We start from the raw sequence: 23,175 nt of genomic DNA, 5'->3' as shown, positions 1-23,175 counted from the left end.
CCCGCGGACGGAGGGAGAGAGTCATGCGAGAGAGCGATCGGGCGGCACGCGAGGAGCGCGAGAGTGCGGCGCAGGTCCGGGAGCAGCCGGAGGCCGCCGAGCCGGAGCGGGAGGAGGCCAACCCGCTGCTGAGTCTCCAGCAGGGCATCGGCAACCGTGGCCTGGGCCACCTGCTGGCCCGGGCCCAGCCGAAGCTGACGGTCGGCCACTCCGCCGACCCCGCCGAGCTCGAGGCCGACCGGGTCGCGGCCCGCGTGGTCTCCGCGCTCGGCGGCGGCCACTCGTCGGCGTGCGGCTCGGCCTGCGCCCATGACAGCGGCACCGGCGGCGGCACCGGCGGCACCGACGCCGTACGCCGCAAGGTCGGTGCGGAGGGCGGCGCCCTCGACGAGGCCGACGAGCGGGACCTCACGGCCGCGACCCGCAGCGGTGGGAGCGCGCTGCCCGAACGGACCAGGACCGAGATGGAGGGGGCGTTCGGCGCCGACTTCGGTGGGGTCAAGGTGCACACCGACGGCACGGCCGCCGCCCTCGCCAGCTCGATGTCGGCTCGCGCCTTCACCGTCGGCTCGCACATCTTCCTCGGCCAGGGCCAGAGCACCGACGACCGCTCGCTGATGGCCCACGAGCTCACCCACACCATCCAGCAGAGCTGAGCCCGGCCCGACGACCTCGCGGTCTAGACCGACGAGGACTCGCGCAGGTCCAGCTCGCGGCTGCGCCGGTAGGCGTAGACGGGCTGGTAGCGGTCGTGCAGCGTCGTGATCAGGCTGATCAGGCAGAGGAAGAAGAACGTCGTCCAGCCGTTCGACGTGCGGTTGAGGATCGCCTCGCCGACGGTGACGAGCACGACGTTCACGAAGATGCGCACGACCACGGCCAGGGCCGCGGACTCGATCGTCCAGCGACGCCGGGAGAAGAGCAGCGTGATCACGGCGTTGAGCGCGACCAGCGTGCCGATCGCGAAGAAGAGCTCCAGCGTCGACATCCGCACCGTCGGCAGGAACAGGCCGTAGATCACCGAGACCACGCCGACCAGCACGACCTTCTCGAGGGTCATCCAGGAGACCACCCAGCCGCCTGCGATGTGGATCGCGGAGAGCTTCGCGCTGGTGTCGACGGCGTCGGGCACCGGATCGGCCACCACGCGGAAGCGGTGGTCGGGGCGAGGCAGCCGCGGACGGACGACGAACCACAGGATCGCCGCCAGCAGCACCAGCAGCAGGATCAGCAGCGGCCAGGCCCACCAGTAGTCCTGCAGCGTGTCGGTCACGTCGAGCTCGGCGATGTGCAGCCAGTACTCCTGCGGCAGCTTGATGAAGATCCAGATGAACGCCGCGACCAGGATCCAGGTGCGCTCCGCGATCGGCCGGGTGCGCCAGCGGGTGCGCCACAGCTCGTAGGCGATGAAGAAGTACTCGAACGTGTTGGGGAAGGCCAGCAGCACCCAGCGCTCATGACTGACCTCGAAGAGGAAGGCGCCCGCCAGCCGGTAGTAGTAGAGGAACCGGGCGACCGCGAACGCGCCGAGGTTGTCCCAGTTGCGCATCGCCGCGAGGTAGGCGATGGACAGGTAGAAGATGTCCATCGCCTTGTCGTAGTTCTGGTAGCCCGGCGGGTCGTACCCGAACGCCTGGAAGATCGTCTGATCCGCCGCGTCGAGCACCAGGCACGCGATGATCGCCGGCAGCGGGAAGTACGGGATCAGCAGCGGCAGCAGGAACCGCCCCGCGACCACGAGGGCAAAGACGACCTCTTCCATGGGCCTGATTCTGTCCTGAATATCCGGGACCCGGCGACCTGATGTCCGGGACACGCCGACGGCGAGACTGACCGGCGACGAAAGGAACCCGATGTCCCGCTCCGCCAGCCGCCACATCGTCGTGGCGCTGCTCGTCCTCGCGCTCGTCCTCCTCGCCGCGGGCGTGCTCGCGACCCGCGCGTCGGCCGCCTCACCGCAGACGGCGCCGCCGTCCGCCGCCGGCCGCGGGGTCGAGGCGATCGCGGGCGAGACCGTGCGGATCGGCGGCACGACGCCGCGGAAGGTACGCCGACCGGTCGTGCTGCAGCGTCGCGACGGGAGTCGCTGGCGAGTGGTCGAGCGGTCGCGCACCGACCGGTTGGGTCGCTACGCCTTCGCGGCGCGCGCCCGTGCGGCGAGGTTCCGAGTCGTCGCCCCCAGCGTCCAGGCCGGGAGAGAGCGGCTCCCGGCCTGGACTTCACGCCGCGTCCCCGTGCGGCTGGTCGGCCAGCGCGGCGCGGCGTCCGCGCCGATGACCGCCGCGACCGGTGCGGCCGTGGCGGTCCGGGCCACGTTCACCCCGGCCCGCGCCGGACGACCGGTCCGGCTCGAGATCCGCGAGGGCGACCGCTGGACGACGGTCGCGCGCGGCACCCAGGACGCCGGCGGCGCGGTCGCCCTCACGGCCCGGCCGACCGGCACCGCGTCGTACCGGCTGGTCGCCGCGGCCTGGCGCGGTGCGCGCGCCGTCGCGACGGCACCGGTCACGGTGACCCGCGCCCCGTCCGCCCCGGAGCCGAAGCCCGCCCCGGAGCCGAAGCCCGGCCCGGGCACCGATCCGGGCACGGACCCCGGCACCGATCCGGGCACCGATCCCGGCACCCAGCGCCGGCCGTGGGTGACCGGCTACTACGCGGCGTGGTTCTGGAACTGGCTCTACCCGCCCGAGGACGTCGACATGACGGCGATGACGCACTTCGTCTTCGGCCGGGTGGCCCCGGGCGGCGGCTCGCTCGGCGGCGAGCCGACCGAGCTCGAGCAGGGCGCGTGGTCGGCGCAGGAGCCCGGCGGCGCCCCCGACGGCAGCGGCCGCAGCATCGAGGACTACCTGATCGACAAGGCGCACGCCGCCGGCACCTCGGCCCTCCTGATGTTGGGCGGTGACGGCTTCGACGGCCGGGGCTTCATGCTCTCGACCACCGACGACCGGCGCACGGAGTTCGTGGAGAACATCGTCGACTACCTGGTCGAGCACGACTACGACGGCGTCGACCTGGACTGGGAGAACTGCCTCTCCGGCGAGGCCGGCTGCGGCGAGGAGGAGGGGGAGGAGCCGGTGCCCGCGGCCGAGGCACGCCGGCGGCTGATGGCGCTGATCGCGGACCTGCGCGCGGAGATGGCCACCCGCGGCCGGTACGCCGACGCCCCGGGGCTGATCACCTTCCCCGGCTACGCCGTGAAGATCAACGAGCTCCAGGAGGGCGACAAGGTCGAGCAGTGGCAGGCCGACGTGGCCAACGCCGTCGACCAGTACAACCTGATGTCCTACGGCATCGGCACGACGTACAACGGCGGCGGCTGGCTGTCGTGGTTCTCCGGCGCGCTCTTCGGGGCCGGCGGGCAGAATCCGGTCGACATCTCCTCCAGCGTCGACGCGTACGTGCGCACCGGCGTCCCCCGCGACCGGATCGGCATCGGCATCGGCTTCTACGGCGTCTACTTCGGCCCGTCGATCACCGGGCCGCGCCAGCCCACCGACGGCAACGACATCTACGAGATCCAGGACGCCGCGCTCGCGTACTCCGAGCTGGACCGGATGGGCTACCTCTCCCACGGCGAGCAACGCTGGGACGAGGAGGCGCAGTCGACCTACCGGGTGTACGGCGACGGCGGCTTCGTTCCGGAGCCCGAGGGCGGCCTGCCGGCGCGCAACCCCGCCGGCTTCCTCAGCTACGAGGACGAGCGGTCGATCGCCGCCAAGGGCGACTGGGTGCGCGAGACCGGCGTCGGCGGCACGATCATCTGGACGCTCAACTACGGGTGGCTGCCGCGCACCGGGACCAACCCGCTGCTGGATGCGGTCAAGAGCTCGTTCCTCGGAGATCTCCGGGTCGACTGAGTGCTCGTCGTCGGGAACGATCTCGCAGGCGCGGGCGTTCAACCCGGTGAGTCCACCTAGAATGGGCTTGTTGAGGTGACCCGTCAGAGCGACGACGCCCCCGGCCTCGAGGAGAGACCAATGCAGAGCAACAACCCGGTGTTCCGCCGTTCGGAGGAGTTCAACGCCTCCAACGCCTATGGCAACCAGACCTACGCCGGCAACGGCGCCGGTCACCAGGGCTACGGCCAGACCGGCTACACCGATCCGGCCTCCTGGAGCACGGGCGAGCCCGGCCAGCCGGGCCACGCGCCCGCCCCGGTCGCCACCGGCGGCCCGATGACCGTCGACTCGGTGGTCCAGAAGACCGCGATCTCGCTGGCCGTGGTCATCGTGACGGCGTTCGCCACCTGGGCTCTCACGCCCCCGATCACCAGCGCGACCGTGGAGAACGGCCAGCTCGGCGGCCTGATCGCGCTGATGACGATCGGCTCTCTCGGCGCGTTCGTGCTGTCGATGGTCAACTCCTTCAAGCGCGTGATCAGCCCGGCCCTGGTGCTGGCCTTCGCCGCGCTCGAGGGCATCGCCCTCGGTGCGCTCTCGAAGTTCTTCGACGCGCAGTTCGGCGACGGCGTCGTGATGGGCGCCGTGCTCGGCACCTTCGCGGCCTTCGCGGGCACCCTCGCGGCGTACAAGTTCTTCGAGATCAAGGTCGGCGCGAAGTTCCGCATGTTCGTGATCGCCGCGGTGTTCGGCATGATCGGCCTGAGCCTGATGGAGCTGGTGCTGAGCATGTTCAGCGCCGAGCTCGGCCTCTTCGGCGTCAGCGGCTTCGGCATGCTCACCGCCTTCGCCGGCCTCGCGCTCGGTATCTTCATGCTGATCCTCGACTTCGACTTCGTGGAGCAGGGCGTCGCCAACGGCATCCCGGAGCGGGAGTCGTGGCGGGCCGCCTTCGCGCTCACCGTCAGCCTGGTCTGGATCTACACCAACCTGCTGCGCATCCTGGCGTTCTTCAGCCAGGACTGACGTCCGCACGTACGAACGGGCCCCGGATCGATCCGGGGCCCGTTCGTCATGTCGGACGGGTCGCTGGTCGTGTCGGCGTGTCGTGCGGGTTTCGGCTGTCAGCAGCCAGAGCCCGCGAGACACGCGGTGCGGACTCGGCGTGTCGTGCGGGTTTCGGCTGTCAGCAGCCGAAACCCGGCGACCGCCTAAGCACCGTCCAGCCAGGCGAGGACGGCGAGCACCCGGCGGTTGTCGTCGGAGGCCGGCGGCAGGTCGAGCTTGGTGAAGATCGCGTTGGTGTGCTTGCCGATGGCCTTCTCGGTGACGAAGAGCCGCGCGGCGATGGCGGCGTTCGAGCGGCCCTCGGCCATCAGCGTCAGCACCTCCCGCTCGCGCGGGGTCAGGCGCTCCAGGGGCTGCCCGCGGCCGGCCCCGGCGACCAGGCCGGCGACCACCTCGGGGTCGAGCACGGTGCCACCGCCCGCGACCTGGCGGACCGAGGCCACGAAGCCGTCGACGTCGGCGACCCGGTCCTTGAGCAGATAGCCGACCGCGCCCTCGCCGCTGGCGAGCAGCTCGCGGGCGTAGAGCGGCTCGACGTACTGCGAGAGCACCAGCACCGGGAAGCCCGGGCGGGCGCGCCGCGCCTCGATCGCGGCGACCAGGCCCTCGGTGGAGTACGTCGGCGGCATCCGCACGTCGACCACCGCCACATCGACGTCGGGGGAGGCGAGCGCGCGGGTCAGCGAGGGCGCGTTGTCGACGGCGTCGACGACCGTGAACCCGCTCGCCTCGAGGATCCGGGTCAGCCCGACCCGCAGCAGCGCCTGGTCCTCCGCGATCACCGCCCGCACGGCACCTCCATCGTCACGACCGTCGGCCCGCCGGCCGGACTGAGCACGTCCAGCCGACCGTCGAAGGCGGCCAGCCGCCGCGCCACCCCGGACAGCCCGCTGCCGGCCGGGTCGGCCCCGCCGCGGCCGTCGTCGCCGACCACCAGGCGGAGCACGCCGTCGGCGTAGGCCCCGGTGACCCAGGCGCGCGTCGCGGCCGCATGCTTGGCGGTGTTGGCCAGGCACTCCGCGACGGCGAAGTACGCCGCGGACTCGACCGGGTCCGGCAGCCCGGCGGGCACGTCGAGCGCCACGGTGACCGGCAGCGGCAACGGCAGCGCGAGCGCCTCGATCCCGCCGGCCAGGCCGCGGTCGGCGAGCGCGGGCGGATGGATGCCGCGGACCACCGAGCGCAGGTCCTCGAGCGCGGTGATGGTGCTCTCGCGGGCCTCGCGGAGCAGCTCCGCGGCGGCGGCCGGGTCGGACTCGAGGAGCTTCTCGGCGAGGCCGACGTTCATGCCGACCGCCGCGATCCGGGCCTGGGCGCCGTCGTGCAGGTCGCGCTCGATCCGGCGTACCTCGGCGGCGCTGTGGTCGAGGGTCTCGGCGCGTGACTCGGTGACCTCCGTGACCCGCTGCTCGAGCTCCTCGACCCGGGAGTGGCCGAGGATGCCGCGCTCGGCGAGGGCCCGGGCGCGGACCAGGGCCGGAGCGGCGCACCACCAGCCGACCAGCACCGGCCCACCCAGCAGCGCCAGCAGCCACTGCACCCAGCCGCCGAAGACGATCGCCTGCACCAGGGACGAGAAGGGGAAGGTGAGCATCGCGACCGGCAGCAGCGAGAGCACGAACCCACCGGTGGCCGAGAACCACAGGAAGCCGACGTCGCGCCAGCGAACCCGGTCGGTGACCCAGCGCGCCGGCCGCGTGAAGAGGTTGGTGCCGGTGGTGTCGGCGTACGCCGCGCGGAGCTCCTCGCCCAGCAGGGCGCCGCTGACCCGGCGGTGCACCGCCGTCAGCGCCGCCGTCGCGGGCACCACCGCGAAGGCCAGGGCGAAGCCCACCGTCACCAGGCCGAGCGGGATGCAGAGGATCGAGAGGATCGCCAGCGCCAGGGCGGGGGCCATCGCCAGCGCGTAGCCCAGCGAGACCGCGGTCAGGCGGAGCCGGTCGACGAGGCCGTCCTCGTCGACCGGCGTGGGCCGCAGCGACCCGATCCTCCGCACCCACATGACGGTCCAGTCTGTCATCGAGCGGCCCCCGTCAGCGGGCCCAGTCGGTGCACGGCCGAGCGGGCGGCGAGCAGCGTGAGCGCGACGGTCGCCGCGACCAGCAGCGGCGGCAGCCAGAGCTGGCCGTCCGGCACCACGCCCTCGTCGCGGGCGACCGCGAACGGCACCACCGTGGCGAGCGAGGCGACCAGGCCGAGCAGCACGCCGATCCCGGCCACGATGCCGGCCTCGGCGAGCACCGACCGCTCGACCTGCGTGGTGGTCGCACCCAGCAGCCGCAGCCGCCGCAGCTCCTGGCGACGGCCCGCCACGACGGCGGCGAAGGCGTTGACGACCATGACGGCGGCGAAGAGCGCGATCATGCCCGTCACCACGTTGTTGAGCAGGTTGATCGTGTCGCCCTCGTCGGTCGCCTGGGCGCCGATCGTGCGGTGGTCGATGCCGACGAGCATCAGCACGCCCACCGCGGCCGAGGTCAGCACGATGACCGGCGCGAGCACGTTGCCGAGCAGCTGCGAGCGGCGCGAGGTGTTGTACGCCGCCAGCCAGCCGACCACGCCGGCCCGACCCACGGCGGGTGCGCAGAGCCGCGCCAGCCAGCGCAGCAGCACGGGGGAGAGCACCGCCAGCCCGACGCCCACCAGGATCGAGCTCGATCCGCTGGTGCTCATCGCGGCGTACGGGTCGTCCTGGTCGGCCGTCACGGTGATCGTGACGACGGCCATGCCGAGGCCGTAGGCGACCAGCACCAGGCCGATCGCGGTGCGCCACCACGGCATCCGGCCCGAGCCGCCGGCGCGGGCGTCGGCGATCGCGAGCGTGGCCGGGCCGTTCGTCGTCCGGCGCGCGGTCACCGCGGCCGCGACGAGGCTGGTGAGCACGACCAGCAGGGCGGCCGATCCGAGAGCCGCGACGCCGCCGCCGTACGCGACGTCGTCACCGACCATCCCGCCGTTGCGCAGCAGCGCGAGCAGCGCGAATCCGGCGGGCCAGGCGAGCGCGGCGCCGAGGACCGCGGCCACCACGGTGACGACCGAGGCCTCGGCGAGCACCAGGCGCCCGGCCTGGCGAGGTGTCGCGCCGACGACCCGGAGCAGCCCGATCTCCTCGGCGCGCTGGCGCACGGTGATGCCGAGCGTCGACGCGACCGAGAAGAGCACGATCAGGCTGCCCCAGCCACCGACCACGATGCCCATGATGGTGAGCGTCTCGGCGTCCGCGTCGGAGACGCCGGCACCGGTGGCGGTCTGCGCGAGCGTCGCGAACGCCCCGATCAGCGCCGCGCCGAGCAGCGCGGAGAGGAAGGTCGCGGTGAAGGCGGTCCGGCGGTGCCGGAGTGAGGCCAGCGCGAGCATGCTCATGACGCCGCTCCCACCAGCTCGTCGAGGTGCGCCAGCTGGCCGGCGACCGCGTCGGCGGTGGGCCGGTCCATCCGACCCGCGACCCGGCCGTCGACGAGGAACACCACCGTGTCGGCGTACGACGCCGCGACCGGGTCGTGGGTGACCATCACGACGGTCTGGCCGAGGGTGTCGACGCTGTCGCGCACCAGCGCGAGCACGTCGTGGGCCGTGGTCGAGTCGAGCGCGCCGGTGGGCTCGTCGGCCAGCACGACGGCCGGCTCGGTGACCAGCGCCCGGGCGATCGCGACCCGCTGCTGCTGGCCACCGGAGAGCGCCCCGGGCAGGTGCCGCGCGCGCTCCCCGAGGCCCACGCGCGCGAGCAGGTCCCGGATCCGGGCCCGGTCCTGGCGACGCCCCGCGAGCCGCAGCGGGAGGCCGACGTTCTGCTCGGCGGTGAGGTAGGGCAGCAGATGGAAGCCCTGGAAGACGAAGCCGATCCGCTCCCGCCGCAGCCGGGTGCGGTCGTCCTCGCCGAGGTCGGTGACGTCGCGGCCGTCGACGAGGACCCGCCCGGAGGTGGGCCGGTCCAGACCGGCGACGCAGTTGAGGAACGTGGACTTGCCGGAGCCGGAGGGCCCCATGACCGCGGTGAACGAGCCGCGCGCGAAGGCCAGGTCGACGTCGGTGAGCGCCCGGACCGCGCCGGCGCCCGCGCCGTACGTCATGGTCAGGCCGCGGACCTCGAGGGCCGCAGAGGTGGCGTTGGAGTTCATGTCCCCGACTCTTCCGATCCTCGGGCGCCGTCTCGATGGGCCTGGACCGCCGGCGGGGGTGGGGTTTTCCCTACCCGTTCGCCTCGCCCTGGATCTGCTGGAGGTCGTCCTCCTCCTGCTCGCCGGGCGCCTCGCCCTCGGTGCCCGGGTGCCGCCGACGGTGCCGCAGCTCGACCCAGAGGCCGCGTACGCCGCGGCGCGCGCCGCCGACCTGGGTGCCGTCGAGCTCCGTGCCGGGGATGTTGACCGCCTGGATCGCGGCCGTGGTGATCGGCAGCACGCCCTCGCCGCGGAACGCCTCGGGCTCGGTCTCGTCGTCGGGGATCAGCCCGAGGGCGGCCAGGGTCGAGGGCAGCAGCACCTGCGCCAGCGACCGGTAGCCGCTCACCGACGGATGGAACTGGTCGGGGCCGAACAGCAGCGCCGGTGCGGCCGCGAACTCGGGGCCGAGGATCGAGGCCAGCGACACGGTGCGGCCGCCCTCCTCGACGACCGCGATCGTCTGCGCCGCCGCGATCCGCCGCGACCAGGACCGCGCGAGCTGCTTGAGCGGGGGAGCGATCGGCTTCACCGTCCCGAGGTCGGGGCAGGTCCCGACCAGCACCGCGGTGCCGGACTCGTGCAACCGCCGCACCGCCTCCGAGAGGTGGCGCACCGAGGCGGAGGGCCGCACCAGGTTCTTGACGTCGTTGGCGCCGACCAGGATCACCGCGACGTCGGGCTCGGTCGGCAGCGCGCGGTCGACCTGGGGGCCGAGGTCGGAGGACATCGCGCCCACCACGGCGTACGACCGCAGGTGCACGCGACGGTGGGCGCGCTCGGCCAGGCCGCTGGCGAGCAGCGCGCCCGGCGTCTCCTCGACCCGGTCCACGCCGTACCCCGCCATGCTGGAGTCGCCCAGCAGCGCCACCTTGACCGCGGGTCCGGGTCGCCCGCGGCCGTACCAGCCGCTGGGGTCCGGCGGCGGGGTGTTGCTGGTCTCGCCGATGATGCGCCGGGCCCAGCGCGCCTCGAGCACGAGCACGCCGTAGAGGGACGCGCCCACGACGGACAAGCCCCCACCGCCGTACGCGGCGGCAGAGGCCAGCTTCCGAGCGGCACTGGCTTTCCCCACGCCCCCACCCTACGGAGGCGCGCCAGCCGGTCGTCGACGTTTCCCCTCCGGTGCCGAGAACCCCCTAGATTGAGGCAATGCAGTACGTGAACTCGCTCCTCGACCTGATCGGCAACACTCCGCTGCTCCGGCTGTCGAAGTCCACCGGCTCCCTCGAAGGAGCGAAGGGACCGATCGTCCTCGCGAAGGTGGAGTACCTCAACCCCGGCGGCTCCGTGAAGGACCGCATCGCGACCCGCATGATCGAGGCCGCCGAGGCCTCCGGCGAGCTCCAGCCGGGCGGCACGATCGTCGAGCCGACGTCGGGCAACACCGGCGTCGGGCTGGCGATGGTCGCCCAGGCGAAGGGCTACAAGTGCGTCTTCGTCTGCCCCGACAAGGTCAGCGAGGACAAGCGCAACGTGCTCAAGGCGTACGGCGCCGAGGTGGTCGTCTGCCCGACCGCGGTGGAGCCGGAGCACCCCGACTCCTACTACAACGTCTCCGACCGCCTGGCGTCGCAGCCGGGCGCGTGGAAGCCGGACCAGTACTCCAACCCGCACAACCCCCGCTCCCACTACGAGACGACCGGCCCGGAGCTCTGGGCGCAGACGGAGGGGAGGATCACCCACTTCGTCGCGGGCGTCGGCACCGGCGGCACGATCAGCGGCACCGGCCGCTACCTCAAGGAGCAGAATCCGTCCGTGCAGGTCGTCGGCGCCGACCCGGCCGGCTCGGTCTACTCCGGTGGCACCGGGCGGCCGTACTTGGTCGAGGGCGTCGGTGAGGACTTCTGGCCCGACGCCTACGACCGCGACGTCGCCGACCGGATCATCGAGGTCTCCGACGCCGACTCCTTCGCGATGACCCGGCGGCTGGCCCGCGAGGAGGCGCTGCTGGTCGGCGGCTCGTCGGGCATGGCCGTGCACGCCGCGATCCAGCTGGCCCACGAGCTCGAGGGGACGCCCGAGGGTGAGGACGCCGTGATCGTCGTGCTGCTGCCCGACTCCGGCCGCGGCTATCTGACCAAGGTCTTCAACGACGAGTGGCTGGGGCAGTACGGCTTCCCGGTCGACGGCGCCGCCGACGTGCCGGTGCAGACCGTCGGCGAGGTGCTGCGCGGCAAGGACGGGCGGCTGCCCGACCTCGTGCACACCCACCCCAACGAGACCATCGCCGAGGCCGTCGCGATCCTGCAGGAGTACAACGTCTCGCAGATGCCCGTCGTCCGCGCCGAGCCCCCGGTGGTGGCCGCCGAGGTCGTCGGCGCGGTCTCCGAGCGCACCCTGCTCGACCTGCTCTTCACCGGCACCGCCCGGCTCACCGACAGCGTGAGCCAGCACATGTCCGGCCCGCTGCCGACGATCGGCTCCACGGAGGCCGCCTCGGACGCGGTCGCCGCGCTCGAGGGCGCCGACGCGCTGCTGGTGCACGAGGACGGCAAGCCGGTCGGCGTCGTCACCCGGCACGACCTGCTGGGGTACCTGGCCCGCGGCTGAGGGGTCGTCCGCCTCAGGAGGGTGTAGAGACCCGTGTGAGGCGGACGACCCGCTTCGGCGTACCCAACCAAGCAGTTGCTTGGTACGGTGTGGCGCATGACCGACACGGCGACGCCCGCGATCGAGGGCTGGTTCACGACCGGACCGGAGCCGACGCTCCTCGGGTCTCGGTGCACGGCGTGCGGGACGGTCTTCTTCCCGCCCACGTCCGGCTTCTGTCGCAACCCGGCGTGCGCGGGCGAGGAGTTCGAGGAGAACACGCTCTCACGCCGCGGGACCGTCTGGTCGTACACGGACGCGCAGTACCAGCCGCCCCCGCCGTACCAGGCTCCCGACCCGTTCGTGCCGTTCGCGCTCGCCGCGGTCGAGCTGCCCGAGGGCCTCGTGGTGCTCGGGCAGGTGGCCGAGGGGTACGGCGTCGCCGACCTGCACGTCGGTGGGGAGGTCGAGCTCGTCGTCGAGACCGAGTACGCCTCCGAGCAGCTGACCTGGCGCTGGAAGCCGGTCACCGAGCTGGGTGAGGAGGCGGACCAGTGAGTACGCACGATGTCGCCGTCGCGGGCGTCGGCATGCACCCGTGGGGCAAGTGGGGTCGCAACTTCGTCGAGTACGGCGTGCACGCCGCCCGGGCCGCGCTCGCCGACGCGGGCGTCGCCTGGCCCGACGTCGACCTGATCGTCGGCGGCGAGACCGTGCGCAACGGCTACGGCGGCTACGTCGCCGGTGCGACGTTCGCCCAGGCGCTCGGCTGGAACGGCGCGAAGGTCGCGACGTCGTACGCCGCCTGTGCGACCGGCGCCCAGGCGCTCGACACGGCCCGGGCGCGGATCCTGGCCGGTCTGTCCGAGGTCGCGCTGGTCGTCGGCGCCGACACCACGCCGAAGGGGTTCCTCGCTCCCAACGCCGGTGAGCGCTGGGACGACCCCGACTGGCTGCGCTTCCGGCTGCTCGGCATGACCAACCCGGCGTACTTCGCGCTCTACGCGCGCCGGCGGATGGACCTCTACGGCGCGACCGTGGAGGACTTCGCGCAGGTCAAGGTCAAGAACGCCCGGCACGGCCTGGCGAACCCCCACGCGCGCTACCGCAAGGAGGTCTCGGTCGCCGACGTGCTGTCGTCCGCCGTGGTCTCGGATCCCCTGCACCTGCTGGACATCTGCGCCACCTCCGACGGCGCGGCCGCGGTGGTGCTCACGTCGACGGAGTACGCCAAGCGGCACGGGCTCTCCACAGGCGGGCGGGGACCGGTCCGGATCAACGCGATCTCCACGGTGACGCCCACCTTCCCGCAGACCGTCATCGACATGCCGCTGCTCTCGACCGACGCGACCACCGCGGTCGCCGCGCCCGAGCGCACCTTCAAGGAGTCGATCGGCCAGGCGGCGTACGACGAGGCAGGCATCGACCCGGCCGACGTGTCCGTCGCGGAGGTCTACGACCTGTCGACGGCGCTCGAGCTGGACTGGATCGAGGACCTCCAGCTCTGCGGGCGCGGCGACGCCGAGGCGCTGCTGCGCGCCGGCGAGACCACGATCGGCGGCCGGATCCCGGTCAACCCGTCCGGCGGCCTGGCCTGCTTCGGCGAGGCGGTGCCCGCCCAGGCGCTGGCCCAGGTCTGCGAGATCACCTGGCAGCTGCGCGGTCAGGCCACCGGCCGCCAGGTGGAGGGCGCCCGCGTCGGCATCACCGCCAACCAGGGCCTCTTCGGCCACGGCTCCTCGGTCATCCTGAGCGTCTGAGCGCGATGGCCGGCTTCATCCTGCTCGACCGGCCGGTGCCCGAGGTCGCCGTCGTCACGCTCAACCGGCCCGAGCGGATGAACGCGATGGCCTTCGAGGTGATGGTGCCCCTCGGCGAGACGCTCGCCGAGCTCCGCCACGACAACGTCGTCCGCGCCGTGGTCGTCACCGGCGCCGGCGCGGGCTTCTGCTCGGGCGCGGACCAGGAGTCGGCGGGCGTCCCTCCGGGTGTAGCGGGGGTGACGCGACCGACGTACGCGCTGCGGGCGATGGAGGCGCTGGAGGGCGTGATCCTCGCGATCCGCCAGCTGCGCCAGCCCGTCATCGCGGCGGTCAACGGCGCCGCGATCGGCGGCGGGCTGTGCCTCGCGCTCGCCTGCGACCTCCGTCTGGCCGCGCCCTCGGCGTACTTCCGCGCGGCCGGCATCAACAACGGCCTCACCGCCAGCGAGCTCGGCCTCAGCTACCTGCTGCCGCGCGCCGTCGGCTCGACCCGCGCGGCGGACATCATGCTCACCGGTCGCGACGTCACGGCCGAGGAGGCCGAGCGGATCGGCCTGGTGTCGGGCGTGCACGACGACGTGGTCGCCGCCGCCGTCGAGACGGGACGGCGGATCGCGGGCTTCTCGCAGCCGGGCATCGAGCTCACCAAGAAGACGCTGCACGCCGGCATCGCCGCGGGCGGTCTGGAGTCCTACCTGCCGACCGAGGGGCTGGGGCAGCTCTACCTGCGGCTGCTGACCGGCAACTTCGAGGAGGCCACCCGGGCCCGCAAGGAGCGCCGTCCGGCGGAGTTCACCGACGACCGCTGAGGTCCGATGGCTCGGTGGTTTCGAGACGGTTGCTAGCGCAACCTCCTCAACCACCGTGGGCCGTCGGTGGTTGAGGAAGGCGCGCTAGCGCCTGTCTCGAAACCACCAAGCCGTCGGTGGTTGAGGAAGGCGCGCTAGCGCCTGTCTCGAAACCTCCGTCCACAGGTCCGAGCGGCGCGGTTGCGGCGTACACCTGGGGCGGCGCAGGCTCGCGCCATGCCTTGGACGTACATCGTCGAATGTGCTGACGGTTCCTACTACGTCGGCAGCACGTTCGACCTCGAGCGGCGGATCTGGGAGCACAACAACGATCCCGCCGGTGCGGCGTACACCCGGCGCCGCCGGCCCGTACACCTCGTCTGGGCCGTCGAGTACGACTCGGTCACGGAAGCGTTCGCCTTCGAGAAACAGATCCAGGGCTGGAGCCGCAGGAAGCGGGAGGCGCTGATCCGAGGCGACTTCGACGGGCTTCCCGCGCTGGCGAAGCGACGGACCTCGTCGACGGATCGATGGTTTCGAGACGGTTGCTAGCGCAACCTCCTCAACCACCGTGCGCCTGTCTCGAAACCCCCGTGCGGACGAGACCCGGGTCACGTTCTGGAGGGGGCGGAGCACCCCCTCTTGTCAAGGGTCGGGGGGCGGGCGCAGACTTTGAGAAAAGTTTCACAAGGATGGACGGCGGGACCTTAGACCCGGTCTGGCAGATCTTCCGGCACAGGTGGGCGGGCGACCGTCGTCCCTAGCGTGGGTGCGCGCTGTGGCGCGCACGACGACCTGGGAGCGGAGACAGCACGGTGGACATCCTCGACATCGCCCGGTGGCAGTTCGGCATCACGACCGTCTACCACTTCCTGTTCGTCCCGCTGACCATCGGGCTGACGGCCCTGGTCGCGGTGATGGAGACGCTCTGGCTGCGCACGAGGAAGCCCGAGTGGCTGCGACTGACGAAGTTCTTCGGCAAGCTGATGCTGATCAACTTCGCGATCGGCGTGGTGACCGGCATCGTGCAGGAGTTCCAGTTCGGCATGAACTGGTCGGACTACTCCCGCTTCGTCGGCGACGTCTTCGGCGCGCCGCTCGCCATCGAGGCGCTGCTGGCGTTCTTCCTGGAGTCGACGTTCCTCGGGCTGTGGATCTTCGGGTGGGACAAGCTGCCGCGGGCGCTGCACGCCGGCTGCATGTGGATCGTGCACTTCGGCACCCTCGCGAGCAGCTGGTTCATCCTCGCCGCGAACTCCTGGATGCAGCACCCGGTCGGCCACACCTACAACCCCGAGACCGGGCGCGCCGAGCTGACGGACTTCGCCGCCGTGATGTTCAACAAGGTCCAGCTCGTCACCTTCCCGCACGTGATCTTCGCGGCGTACATGACCGCCGCCGCCTTCATCCTGGGCGTCAGCGCGTGGCTCTACCTCCGGGCCGGCAAGCGGGAGCGGATCAAGATCGAGGACCGGCCGATGTACCGGATGGGCATCCGCCTCGGGGCGTGGGTGGTGCTCGTGGCCGGCATCGGCGTCGCGGTCAGCGGCGACTTCCAGGGCAAGATCATGACCGAGGTCCAGCCGATGAAGATGGCGGCCGCGGAGGCGCTCTACGACACCGAGGAGTCCTGCGCGCCGTTCTCGATCTTCACGATCGGGACGCCGGACGGCAAGGAGGAGAAGTTCTCGATCACCGTGCCGTGCCTGCTGTCCTTCCTCGGCACCGGCAGCTTCGACGGCGAGGTGCACGGCATCAACGACCTGCGCGAGGAGTACCGCGAGACCTACGGCCAGGACCCGGGGGCCGCGTACTACGACCCGTCGGGTGAGTACACGCCGATCATCCCCGTCACCTACTGGACCTTCCGCTACATGATCGGCTTCGGCGTGGTCGCGGCCTTCTTCGCCGGGCTGATCCTCTTCCTGACCCGCAAGGGCCGGGTGCCGACGTCGAAGTGGTTCGGGCGGATGGCCATCGCCACCCCGATCCTGATGCTGCTCGGCAACTCCGCCGGCTGGATCTTCACCGAGATGGGCCGGCAGCCGTGGGTGGTCTTCGGGATGATGAACGTCGGCCGCGGCGTCTCCCCGGGCGTCAGCACGACCGAGGCCTGGATCTCGATCATCACCCTCACCGGCCTGTACGGCGTGCTCGCGATCATCGAGGTCGGCCTGCTGCTCCGGGTGATCAAGAAGGGCCCCGACGACTTCGAGGAGCCACCGAACCCGGCGCTGCGCGGCAGCGACGACGACGAAGACCGCCCGCTGGCGTTCGCCTACTGAGGACGAGAGGGACGAGGAGACCGAGTCATGGAGCTCACCACTGTCTGGTTCACCCTGATCGCCGTCCTCTGGATCGGCTACTTCTGCCTGGAGGGCTTCGACTTCGGCGTCGGGATGCTGCTGCCCTGGCTGGCGCGCGACGACCGCGAGCGGCGCATCATGATCAACACGATCGGTCCGGTCTGGGACGGCAACGAGGTGTGGGTGCTCACCGCGGGCGGCGCGACGTTCGCGGCCTTCCCTGAGTGGTACGCCACGCTGTTCAGCGGGTTCTACCTACCGCTGCTGCTGATCCTGGTGGCCCTGATCGTGCGCGGGCTCGCGTTCGAGTACCGCCACCAGCGGCCCGAGGCCGCCTGGCACTCGTGGTGGGACCGGGCGATCATCGTCGGCTCCTACGTCCCGGCGTTCCTGTGGGGCGTGGCGTTCGCGAACATCGTGCGCGGCGTGCCGATCGACGCCGACAAGGAGTTCACCGGCACCATCTTCACGCTGCTCAACCCGTTCGGGCTGCTCGGCGGCGTCGTGACGCTGCTGCTGTTCCTGACCCACGGCGCGATGTTCCTGGCGCTCAAGACCGACGGCGACATCCGGCACCGGGCCCGCACGGTCGCGGTGCGCAGCGGCCTGGCGGCGGCGGTCGCGGCGGTCGTCTTCCTGATCTGGGCGCAGACGCTGACCGGCAACGCCGGCTCCGCCGTGCTGTTCGTGCTCGCCGCGCTGGCGCTGGTCGGCGGCATCGCCACGGCGTACGTCGCCCGTGAGGGCTGGGCCTTCATCGGCACCTTCGCGTGCATCGCGCTCGCGGTGGCGGGCCTCTTCGTCGGGCTCTTCCCCGACGTCATGCCGTCGACGACGGACGCGCTGTACTCGCTGACGACCAGCAACGCCTCCGCGACCGACTACACGCTCAAGGTGATGACGATCGTCGCCGCGATCTTCCTGCCGATCGTGCTCGGCTATCAGGCCTGGAGCTACTGGATCTTCCGCAAGCGGATCTCCATGCATCACATCGCCGACGCGGAGCTCGAGACCGCGACATGAGGCCCACCGACCCCCGGGTACGACGACAGCTGGCGCCCGCCCGGCGCCAGCTCGTCGTCGTGCTGGTCGCGGGCGTGGTCGCCAGCGGTCTGCTGGTCGGCCAGGCCTGGGCGGTGACCGAGCTGATCCTGGCCGCCCTCGACGGGGTCGGCGTGACGACCTGGGCGATCGTGGTGGCGGCGGTGTTCGCGGCCCGGGCGGCGGTGGGCTGGACGACCGACACCATGGCGGCCCGGGCGGCCGCGGTCGTCGGCGCCGACGTACGTCGCCGGGTCGTGCGCGCGATCCTGGGGCGTGGCGGGGACGACGGAGGAGCGGGCCGGTCGACGGGCGAGCTCGCGGGCCTCGCCACCCGCGGCGTGACCGCGGCCGAGCCGTACCTGACCCGCTACGTGCCCGCGCTGGTGCTGGCCGGCGTGCTGCCGGTGGTCACCCTGGTCGCGATCGCGACCCAGGACCCGATGAGCGCGCTGATCGTGCTGGCGACGCTGCCGCTGATCCCCGTGTTCGGCATCCTGGTCGGGCTCGCCACCCAGGACCGCGCGCGCTCGCAGTGGCGGGCCCTCGCGTCGCTGTCGGGACACTTCCTCGACGTCATGCGCGGCCTGCCCACGCTGGTCGCCTTCCGCCGGGCCGAGGCGCAGTCGGCGACGATCCGGGCGATCACCGACCGCTACCGGCGCCGGACCGTGGAGACGCTGCAGATCGCGTTCGCCTCCTCGGCGGTGCTCGAGCTGGTCGCGACGCTGTCGGTCGCGCTGGTCGCGGTGACCGTCGGCATCCGGCTCGCCAACGGCTCGCTGGACCTGGAGACCGCGCTGGTCGTGCTGCTGCTGGCGCCGGAGGCCTACTGGCCGCTGCGCCGGGTCGGCGCGGAGTTCCACGCCGCGGCCGAGGGCGTCGCGACGTTCGAGGCGGCCAGCGACCTGGTCGACGCCGACGATCCGACCCCGCACCGCCGTCCCGGCGCGCTGCGGCTCGATCACGTCTCCGTGCTGCGGCCCGGCCGCGCCGTACCCGCGCTCGACGACGTCAGCCTCGCCGTCCCCGACCGGGGCGTGCTGGCCGTGACCGGCGCGTCGGGCTGCGGGAAGTCCACGCTGCTCGCGGTGCTGGCCGGGCTCCTCGAGCCGACGTCGGGCGTCGTGCACGGGCCGACCCGCGACCGGATCGCGTGGCTGCCGCAGCGCCCGGTCTTCGTCGCCGGGACGATTGCCGACAACCTGCGGCTCGCGGTGCCGTCGGCGAGCCGCGAGCAGCTGCTCGCCGCGCTCGAGACGGTCGCGCTGCCGATGGATCCCGACACCCGGCTCGGCGAGGACGGCACGACGCTGTCGGCCGGGGAGCGGGCCCGCCTGGCGCTCGCCCGGGTGGTGCTCGCCGAGCGACCCTACGTGCTGCTCGACGAGCCGACCGCCCACCTCGACGCGGAGACCGAGCGGGTGATCGCCGAGGTGGTCCAGGAGCTGGGCCGGCGGAGCGCGGTCGTGGTCGTCGCCCACCGGCCCGCGCTCGTCGCCCTCGCCGATCGGGTCGTGACCCTGCCGGCGCCCCAGCCCGTGCTGCCGGTGCGGGGTGCGTCGGTGGCCGCCCGCCCCGCGGCGCCGGAGCCGCCGGCCGAGCGGCCCCGTCGTGGCCTTCTTCTGCCGACCGTGCTCGGCGGCCTGGCCTCGGCGTCAGGGGTGGCGCTGACCGCCACCGCCGGATGGCTGATCGTCCAGGCGTCGTACCAGCCCGCCATCCTGACCCTGATGGTCGCGATCGTCGGCGTGCGGGCCTTCGGCATCGCGCGGCCGGTGCTGCGCTACGCCGAGCGCCTGCGCTCCCACGACGTCGTGCTGCGGCTGCTCGCCGACCGGCGGGTCGCGGTGTACGACGCGGTCGTGCCGTTGACGCCGGGCGCGCTCGGCCGGCGGCGCGGCGACGTGCTGGCGGCCGTGGTCGACGACGTCGACGCCGTGCTCGACCGGGAGCTGCGGGTGCGGATGCCGGTGCGCGGCTTCGCGCTCACGGCGGCGATCGCGGTGGTGTTCGTGGCCTTCCTGGCTCCGGTCGTGCTGCCGGTGCTGCTGGGCGTCTGCGCGGCCGGTGCCGCGGGCTACGTGCTGGCGCGCACCGGGGCCGGGCGGGCCGAGCGCGACGCGGTCGCGATCCGCGCCCGGCTCTCCGACGCGGTCGTCGAGGCGACCCAGACCGCGAGCGAGCTCGCGATGTGGCAGGCCGAGGAGCGCGCGGTCGGTGCCGTCTCCGCGCTGGGCGCCGACCTCGGTCGGCGTACCGTCGCGGCCGCGACCTGGCTCGCCGGCGGCCGGGCGCTGGTGCTGGTCTGCTCGGGACTCGGCGTCGCCGTCTCGGCCCCGCTGCTGACCGGCACCGTGTCGGGCCCGATGCTCGCCCTGCTGGTGCTGCTGCCGCTCGCGCTCGGCGAGGTCGCGGCGTCGCTGGCCGACGCCGGTGCCCTGGCCGCACGCACCCGGGCCGCCGAGGAGCGGCTCGCGGCGCTGGCCGCTCGCGCCCCCGCGGTCGCGTCGCCCGCCACGCCGGTCCCGCCCGCCGGTGCCACCGTGGCGCTCGAGGCGGTCGCGGCCGGCTGGGACGGTCGCCCGGTGCTCCGCGATCTCGATCTGGTGCTGCGGCCCGGCGACCGGCTCGGGGTGGTCGGACCGACCGGGTGCGGCAAGAGCACGCTCGCGGCGCTGCTGATGAGGTTCGTGGATCCGATCGACGGCACGGTCCGCCTCGGCGGTCAGCCCCTGCCGGACGTGTCGCTCGACGACGTACGCCGCACCGTCGGGCTGGTCGACGACGACCCGCACATCTTCGCCACCACGCTCGCCGAGAACGTCCGGCTGGCCCGGCCCACCGCCACCGACGGCGACGTCGAGGCCGCGCTGCGGCAGGCGCGGCTCGGCGACTGGCTCGACTCGCTGCCCGACGGCCTCGACAGCTGGCTCGGCGACGGCCATGCGCAGGTCTCCGGCGGCGAGCGGGCCCGGATCGCCATCGCGCGGTCGCTGCTCGCCGACCAGCCGGTGCTGGTGCTCGACGAGCCGGCCGCCCACCTCGACGGGGCGATCGCGGAGGACCTGGCCGCCGAGGTGCTGTCGCGCGGCGACGGGCGCACGGTCGTCTGGATCACCCACGCCGAGGCCGGCCTGGACCGGGTCGACCGGGTGCTCAGCCTGGGGTGAGTCGTCGAGACACCTGGAATGGCTCCAGATCGATGCCCCCGAGAGCCAGTTCGGGTGTCTCGACGCGGACGGCGGGCTGATAGACATGGCCCATGACCGAGGAGTCCCGCAAGGTCCGCGTCTACCTGCTCGACGACCACGAGGTCGTCCGCGAGGGCCTGCGCGCACTGCTGGAGAGCAACGACGACATCGAGGTCGTGGGGGAGTCGGGCTCGGCGGTCGACGCCGCCAACCGGATCCCGGCGCTGCGTCCCGACGTGGCCGTGCTCGACGCCCGGCTGCCCGACGGCTCGGGCATCGAGGTGTGCCGCACCGTGCGCGCGGTGGACCCGTCGATCCGGGGGCTGATCCTCACGTCGTACGACGACGACGAGGCGCTGTTCGCGGCGATCATGGCCGGCGCGTCGGGCTACGTGCTCAAGCAGATCCGCGGCGCGGACCTGGTCGACGCGGTCCGGCAGGTGGCCGAGGGCAAGTCGCTGATCGACCCGAGCATGACCGCGAAGGTGCTCGAGCGGGTGCGCCACCCGCAGACGGTCGCCCCCGAGCTCGCCGAGCTGACCGAGCAGGAGCGCAAGCTGCTCGCGCTGATCGCCGAGGGCCTGACCAACCGGCAGATCGGCGAGCGGATGTTCCTCGCGGAGAAGACCGTGAAGAACTACGTCTCGAGCATCCTCTCCAAGCTCGGGCTCGAGCGCCGCACCCAGGCCGCGGTGCTCGCCAGCCGCCTGCTCGGCGACCAGCAGCGCTGAGGGTGCATTGCTCGGGTGCGCGGGTGCGGGCGCGCGGTTTCATCAAGGGATGAGGGTGAAGTCGCGCTCCCCTGGGTGGGTTCGCCCGGGGAGGCGCGGGTTGGCCTGGATCCCTTGATGAAGCGTCGCCCCGTCGGCACCCGCCACCACCGACCCACGCTCACCCACCCGACAGGGGCACCCGCCACACGAACGACGTGCCGTGCGGTGACCGCGGCGTCACCTCGAGCCGGCCGCCGAGCGCGCCGGCACGCCGCCGGGCGTTGCGCAGCCCGCTCTCGGAGGAGACCTCGCCGATCCCGACACCGTCGTCGAGCACGCTCAGCCGCAGCTCGCCGTCGCCGACCTCGACGGTGATCTCGCCGTGGTCGGCGCCGGCGTGCCGCGCCAGGTTCGACAGCGCCTCGCGGACGACGGGCAGCAGCTGGTCCCGCACCTGGGATGGCACGGCGGAGTCGACCGGGCCGGTGGTGCGCACCACCGGGTCGAACTTGAGCAGCGGGGCGTACTCGCGCGCCAGCGCCCGCAGGTCCGCGCGCAGTGACGGGCCGGTGCCGTGCTGCTGGAGCTCGAAGATCGTGCCCCGGATGTCCTTGATCGTCGTGTCGAGCGAGTCCACCGCCCGCTGCACGATGTCGGCGCCCTCCGGCGTCTGCATCATCGACTCCGCACGCTGGAGCTGGAGACCGGTCGCGAACAGCCGCTGGATGACCAGGTCGTGGAGGTCGCGGGCGATCCGCTCGCGGTCGGAGGTCACGGCGAGCTCGGCGCGGTCGTCGAGGCCCTGCGCCCGGTCGAGCGACAGCGCGGCGTGCTCGGCGAACGAGACGAACAGCTCGCGGTCCTCCACCGGTAGCGGGCGGGTGCCGGGGTCGAAGAACGCCACGAGCTGCCCGCTGCCGGCCAGGTGGGTGCGCAGCGGTACGACGAACGCGTCGTACTCGTCGACGCTGGTCTCGGTCGGCTCGGTCAGCTGGGCGATGTCCGGGTCGTCGACGATGCTGCGCAGCGCGGCGGCGACGCCGGCGCGCAGCTCCGGCCGCCCGGTCGAGAGCTGCGGCTGGCTCCCCGGCCGGCTGGTCGTCGCGGCGACCGCGCGGGCCCGGGCCACGTTGCGGGCGGCGCGGACCACCTCGCGCAGCGCGCCGTCGAAGTCGACCGGCGGCTGCACCGCCTCGTCGAGGTCGGCGGCCGCCTCCAGCCACTGGCGCCGGCGCTCGCTGAGGCCGTAGGCGCGCGCGTTGTCGATGACGAAGCCGGCGGTGTTGGCCAGCGCCTCGACGAGCAGCTGGTCCTGCTCGGTGAACGACCGGCCACCGGACTTCTCGGTCAGGTACAGGTTGCCGAAGACGGTGCCGCGGATCCGCACCGGGACGCCCAGGAAGGTGCCCATCGGTGGGTGGTTGGGCGGGAAGCCGGTGGCGTCGGGGTGCTGGGTGAGGTCGTCGAGCCGGATCGGCTGCGGGCGCCGGATCAGCAGGCCGAGGATGCCGCGGCCGTGCGGCGGGTCGCCGATCCGGGCCCGCTCCTCGTCGCTGACCCCGGTCGTCACGAACTCGATGAGCACCGGTCCGTCGCCGATCACGCCCAGCGCGCCGTACCGCGCGTCGGTCAGCCGGGTCGCCGCCTCGACGATCCGGGACAGCACGCTGCGCAGGTCGAGGTCGGAGGAGATCGCCGCGACGGCGTCCAGCAGGGCGCGCGTCGAGTCGGGAAGGACGCCGCTGGCGCCGTCGCTGGGGTGCACGGCGTC

The 23,175-nt window shown here is 72.9% G+C and carries 19 protein-coding genes; 12 read left to right on the top strand and 7 right to left on the bottom strand.

The window, feature by feature from the left end:
• Positions 1-23: 23 nt before the first annotated feature.
• Complete coding sequence (locus FHU40_RS08320; protein ID WP_183591747.1) at positions 24-656, top strand: eCIS core domain-containing protein; 633 nt, start codon at positions 24-26, stop codon at positions 654-656.
• A 23-nt stretch (positions 657-679) separates the two neighbouring features.
• Here FHU40_RS08320 and FHU40_RS08315 read toward each other — a convergent pair whose 3' ends face one another.
• On the bottom strand, positions 680-1,762 hold the full coding sequence (locus tag FHU40_RS08315) for a hypothetical protein (protein ID WP_183591746.1): 1,083 nt from the start codon (positions 1,760-1,762) through the stop codon (positions 680-682).
• A gap of 91 nt (positions 1,763-1,853) precedes the next feature.
• On the opposite strand from FHU40_RS08315, the gene FHU40_RS08310 reads away from it, so the two are divergent.
• Together FHU40_RS08310 and FHU40_RS08305 are read left to right on the top strand one after the other, a co-directional pair.
• On the top strand, positions 1,854-3,860 hold the full coding sequence (locus FHU40_RS08310; protein ID WP_183591745.1) for a glycosyl hydrolase family 18 protein: 2,007 nt from the start codon (positions 1,854-1,856) through the stop codon (positions 3,858-3,860).
• 120 nt (positions 3,861-3,980) lie between these two features.
• A complete protein-coding gene (locus FHU40_RS08305) occupies positions 3,981-4,868 on the top strand; it encodes a Bax inhibitor-1/YccA family protein (RefSeq protein WP_183591744.1) in 888 nt (295 codons plus the stop codon).
• Between the two features lie 185 nt (positions 4,869-5,053).
• Here FHU40_RS08305 and FHU40_RS08300 read toward each other — a convergent pair whose 3' ends face one another.
• The 5 genes from FHU40_RS08300 to FHU40_RS08280 form a co-directional block, all read right to left on the bottom strand.
• On the bottom strand, positions 5,054-5,701 hold the full coding sequence (locus FHU40_RS08300) for a response regulator (protein WP_183591743.1): 648 nt from the start codon (positions 5,699-5,701) through the stop codon (positions 5,054-5,056).
• Positions 5,689-6,930 (bottom strand): sensor histidine kinase, encoded by a 1,242-nt coding sequence (locus FHU40_RS28075; protein WP_183591742.1) that lies wholly within the window; start codon positions 6,928-6,930, stop codon positions 5,689-5,691. Before FHU40_RS28075 ends, FHU40_RS08300 begins: the two co-directional genes overlap by 13 nt.
• Positions 6,927-8,273, bottom strand: coding sequence for an FtsX-like permease family protein (locus FHU40_RS08290; RefSeq protein WP_183591741.1), 1,347 nt, complete (start codon positions 8,271-8,273; stop codon positions 6,927-6,929). The genes FHU40_RS28075 and FHU40_RS08290 overlap by 4 nt, the downstream gene beginning before the upstream one ends.
• Positions 8,270-9,028, bottom strand: a complete 759-nt coding sequence (locus FHU40_RS08285) for an ABC transporter ATP-binding protein (RefSeq protein ID WP_183591740.1) — start codon at positions 9,026-9,028, stop codon at positions 8,270-8,272. Before FHU40_RS08285 ends, FHU40_RS08290 begins: the two co-directional genes overlap by 4 nt.
• 70 nt (positions 9,029-9,098) lie before the next feature.
• Complete coding sequence (locus tag FHU40_RS08280) at positions 9,099-10,142, bottom strand: SGNH/GDSL hydrolase family protein (RefSeq protein ID WP_183591739.1); 1,044 nt, start codon at positions 10,140-10,142, stop codon at positions 9,099-9,101.
• Positions 10,143-10,219: 77 nt separating this feature from the next.
• Here FHU40_RS08280 and FHU40_RS08275 point away from each other — a divergent pair, with 77 nt between their 5' ends.
• The 9 genes from FHU40_RS08275 (at position 10,220) to FHU40_RS08235 (ending at position 21,422) form a co-directional block, all read left to right on the top strand.
• Positions 10,220-11,620: a cystathionine beta-synthase gene (locus tag FHU40_RS08275; protein WP_183591738.1), complete on the top strand. Its 1,401-nt coding sequence runs from the start codon at positions 10,220-10,222 to the stop codon at positions 11,618-11,620.
• A gap of 96 nt (positions 11,621-11,716) precedes the next feature.
• A complete protein-coding gene (locus tag FHU40_RS08270; RefSeq protein ID WP_183591737.1) occupies positions 11,717-12,157 on the top strand; it encodes a Zn-ribbon domain-containing OB-fold protein in 441 nt (146 codons plus the stop codon).
• Entirely contained in the window at positions 12,154-13,359 is a 1,206-nt protein-coding gene (locus tag FHU40_RS08265; protein WP_183591736.1) for a lipid-transfer protein, read from the top strand. The genes FHU40_RS08270 and FHU40_RS08265 overlap by 4 nt, the downstream gene beginning before the upstream one ends.
• 5 nt (positions 13,360-13,364) lie before the next feature.
• Complete coding sequence (locus tag FHU40_RS08260) at positions 13,365-14,171, top strand: enoyl-CoA hydratase (RefSeq protein ID WP_183591735.1); 807 nt, start codon at positions 13,365-13,367, stop codon at positions 14,169-14,171.
• 216 nt (positions 14,172-14,387) lie between these two features.
• Positions 14,388-14,702 carry a GIY-YIG nuclease family protein gene (locus tag FHU40_RS08255; protein ID WP_183591734.1) on the top strand — a complete coding sequence of 105 codons (315 nt, stop codon included), beginning with the start codon at positions 14,388-14,390 and terminating at the stop codon, positions 14,700-14,702.
• A gap of 263 nt (positions 14,703-14,965) precedes the next feature.
• On the top strand, positions 14,966-16,435 hold the full coding sequence (locus tag FHU40_RS08250; protein ID WP_183591733.1) for a cytochrome ubiquinol oxidase subunit I: 1,470 nt from the start codon (positions 14,966-14,968) through the stop codon (positions 16,433-16,435).
• Between the two features lie 27 nt (positions 16,436-16,462).
• The gene (cydB, locus tag FHU40_RS08245; RefSeq protein WP_183591732.1) at positions 16,463-17,479 is read left to right on the top strand and encodes a cytochrome d ubiquinol oxidase subunit II; all 1,017 of its coding nucleotides are present in this window, start codon (positions 16,463-16,465) and stop codon (positions 17,477-17,479) included.
• A complete protein-coding gene (cydD, locus tag FHU40_RS08240; RefSeq protein ID WP_183591731.1) occupies positions 17,476-20,670 on the top strand; it encodes a thiol reductant ABC exporter subunit CydD in 3,195 nt (1,064 codons plus the stop codon). Before cydB ends, cydD begins: the two co-directional genes overlap by 4 nt.
• A gap of 92 nt (positions 20,671-20,762) precedes the next feature.
• Positions 20,763-21,422: a response regulator gene (locus FHU40_RS08235; RefSeq protein WP_183591730.1), complete on the top strand. Its 660-nt coding sequence runs from the start codon at positions 20,763-20,765 to the stop codon at positions 21,420-21,422.
• A 160-nt stretch (positions 21,423-21,582) separates the two neighbouring features.
• Here FHU40_RS08235 and FHU40_RS08230 read toward each other — a convergent pair whose 3' ends face one another.
• A complete protein-coding gene (locus FHU40_RS08230; RefSeq protein ID WP_183591729.1) occupies positions 21,583-23,169 on the bottom strand; it encodes a GAF domain-containing sensor histidine kinase in 1,587 nt (528 codons plus the stop codon).
• Positions 23,170-23,175 lie beyond the last annotated feature (6 nt).

It is taken from the genome of Nocardioides soli (genome assembly GCF_014191495.1).
Taxonomy (GTDB): Bacteria; Actinomycetota; Actinomycetes; order Propionibacteriales; family Nocardioidaceae; genus Nocardioides; species Nocardioides soli.
The sequence above is the reverse complement of the archived record's forward strand: the minus strand, read 5'-3'. Positions and strand labels throughout refer to the sequence as shown.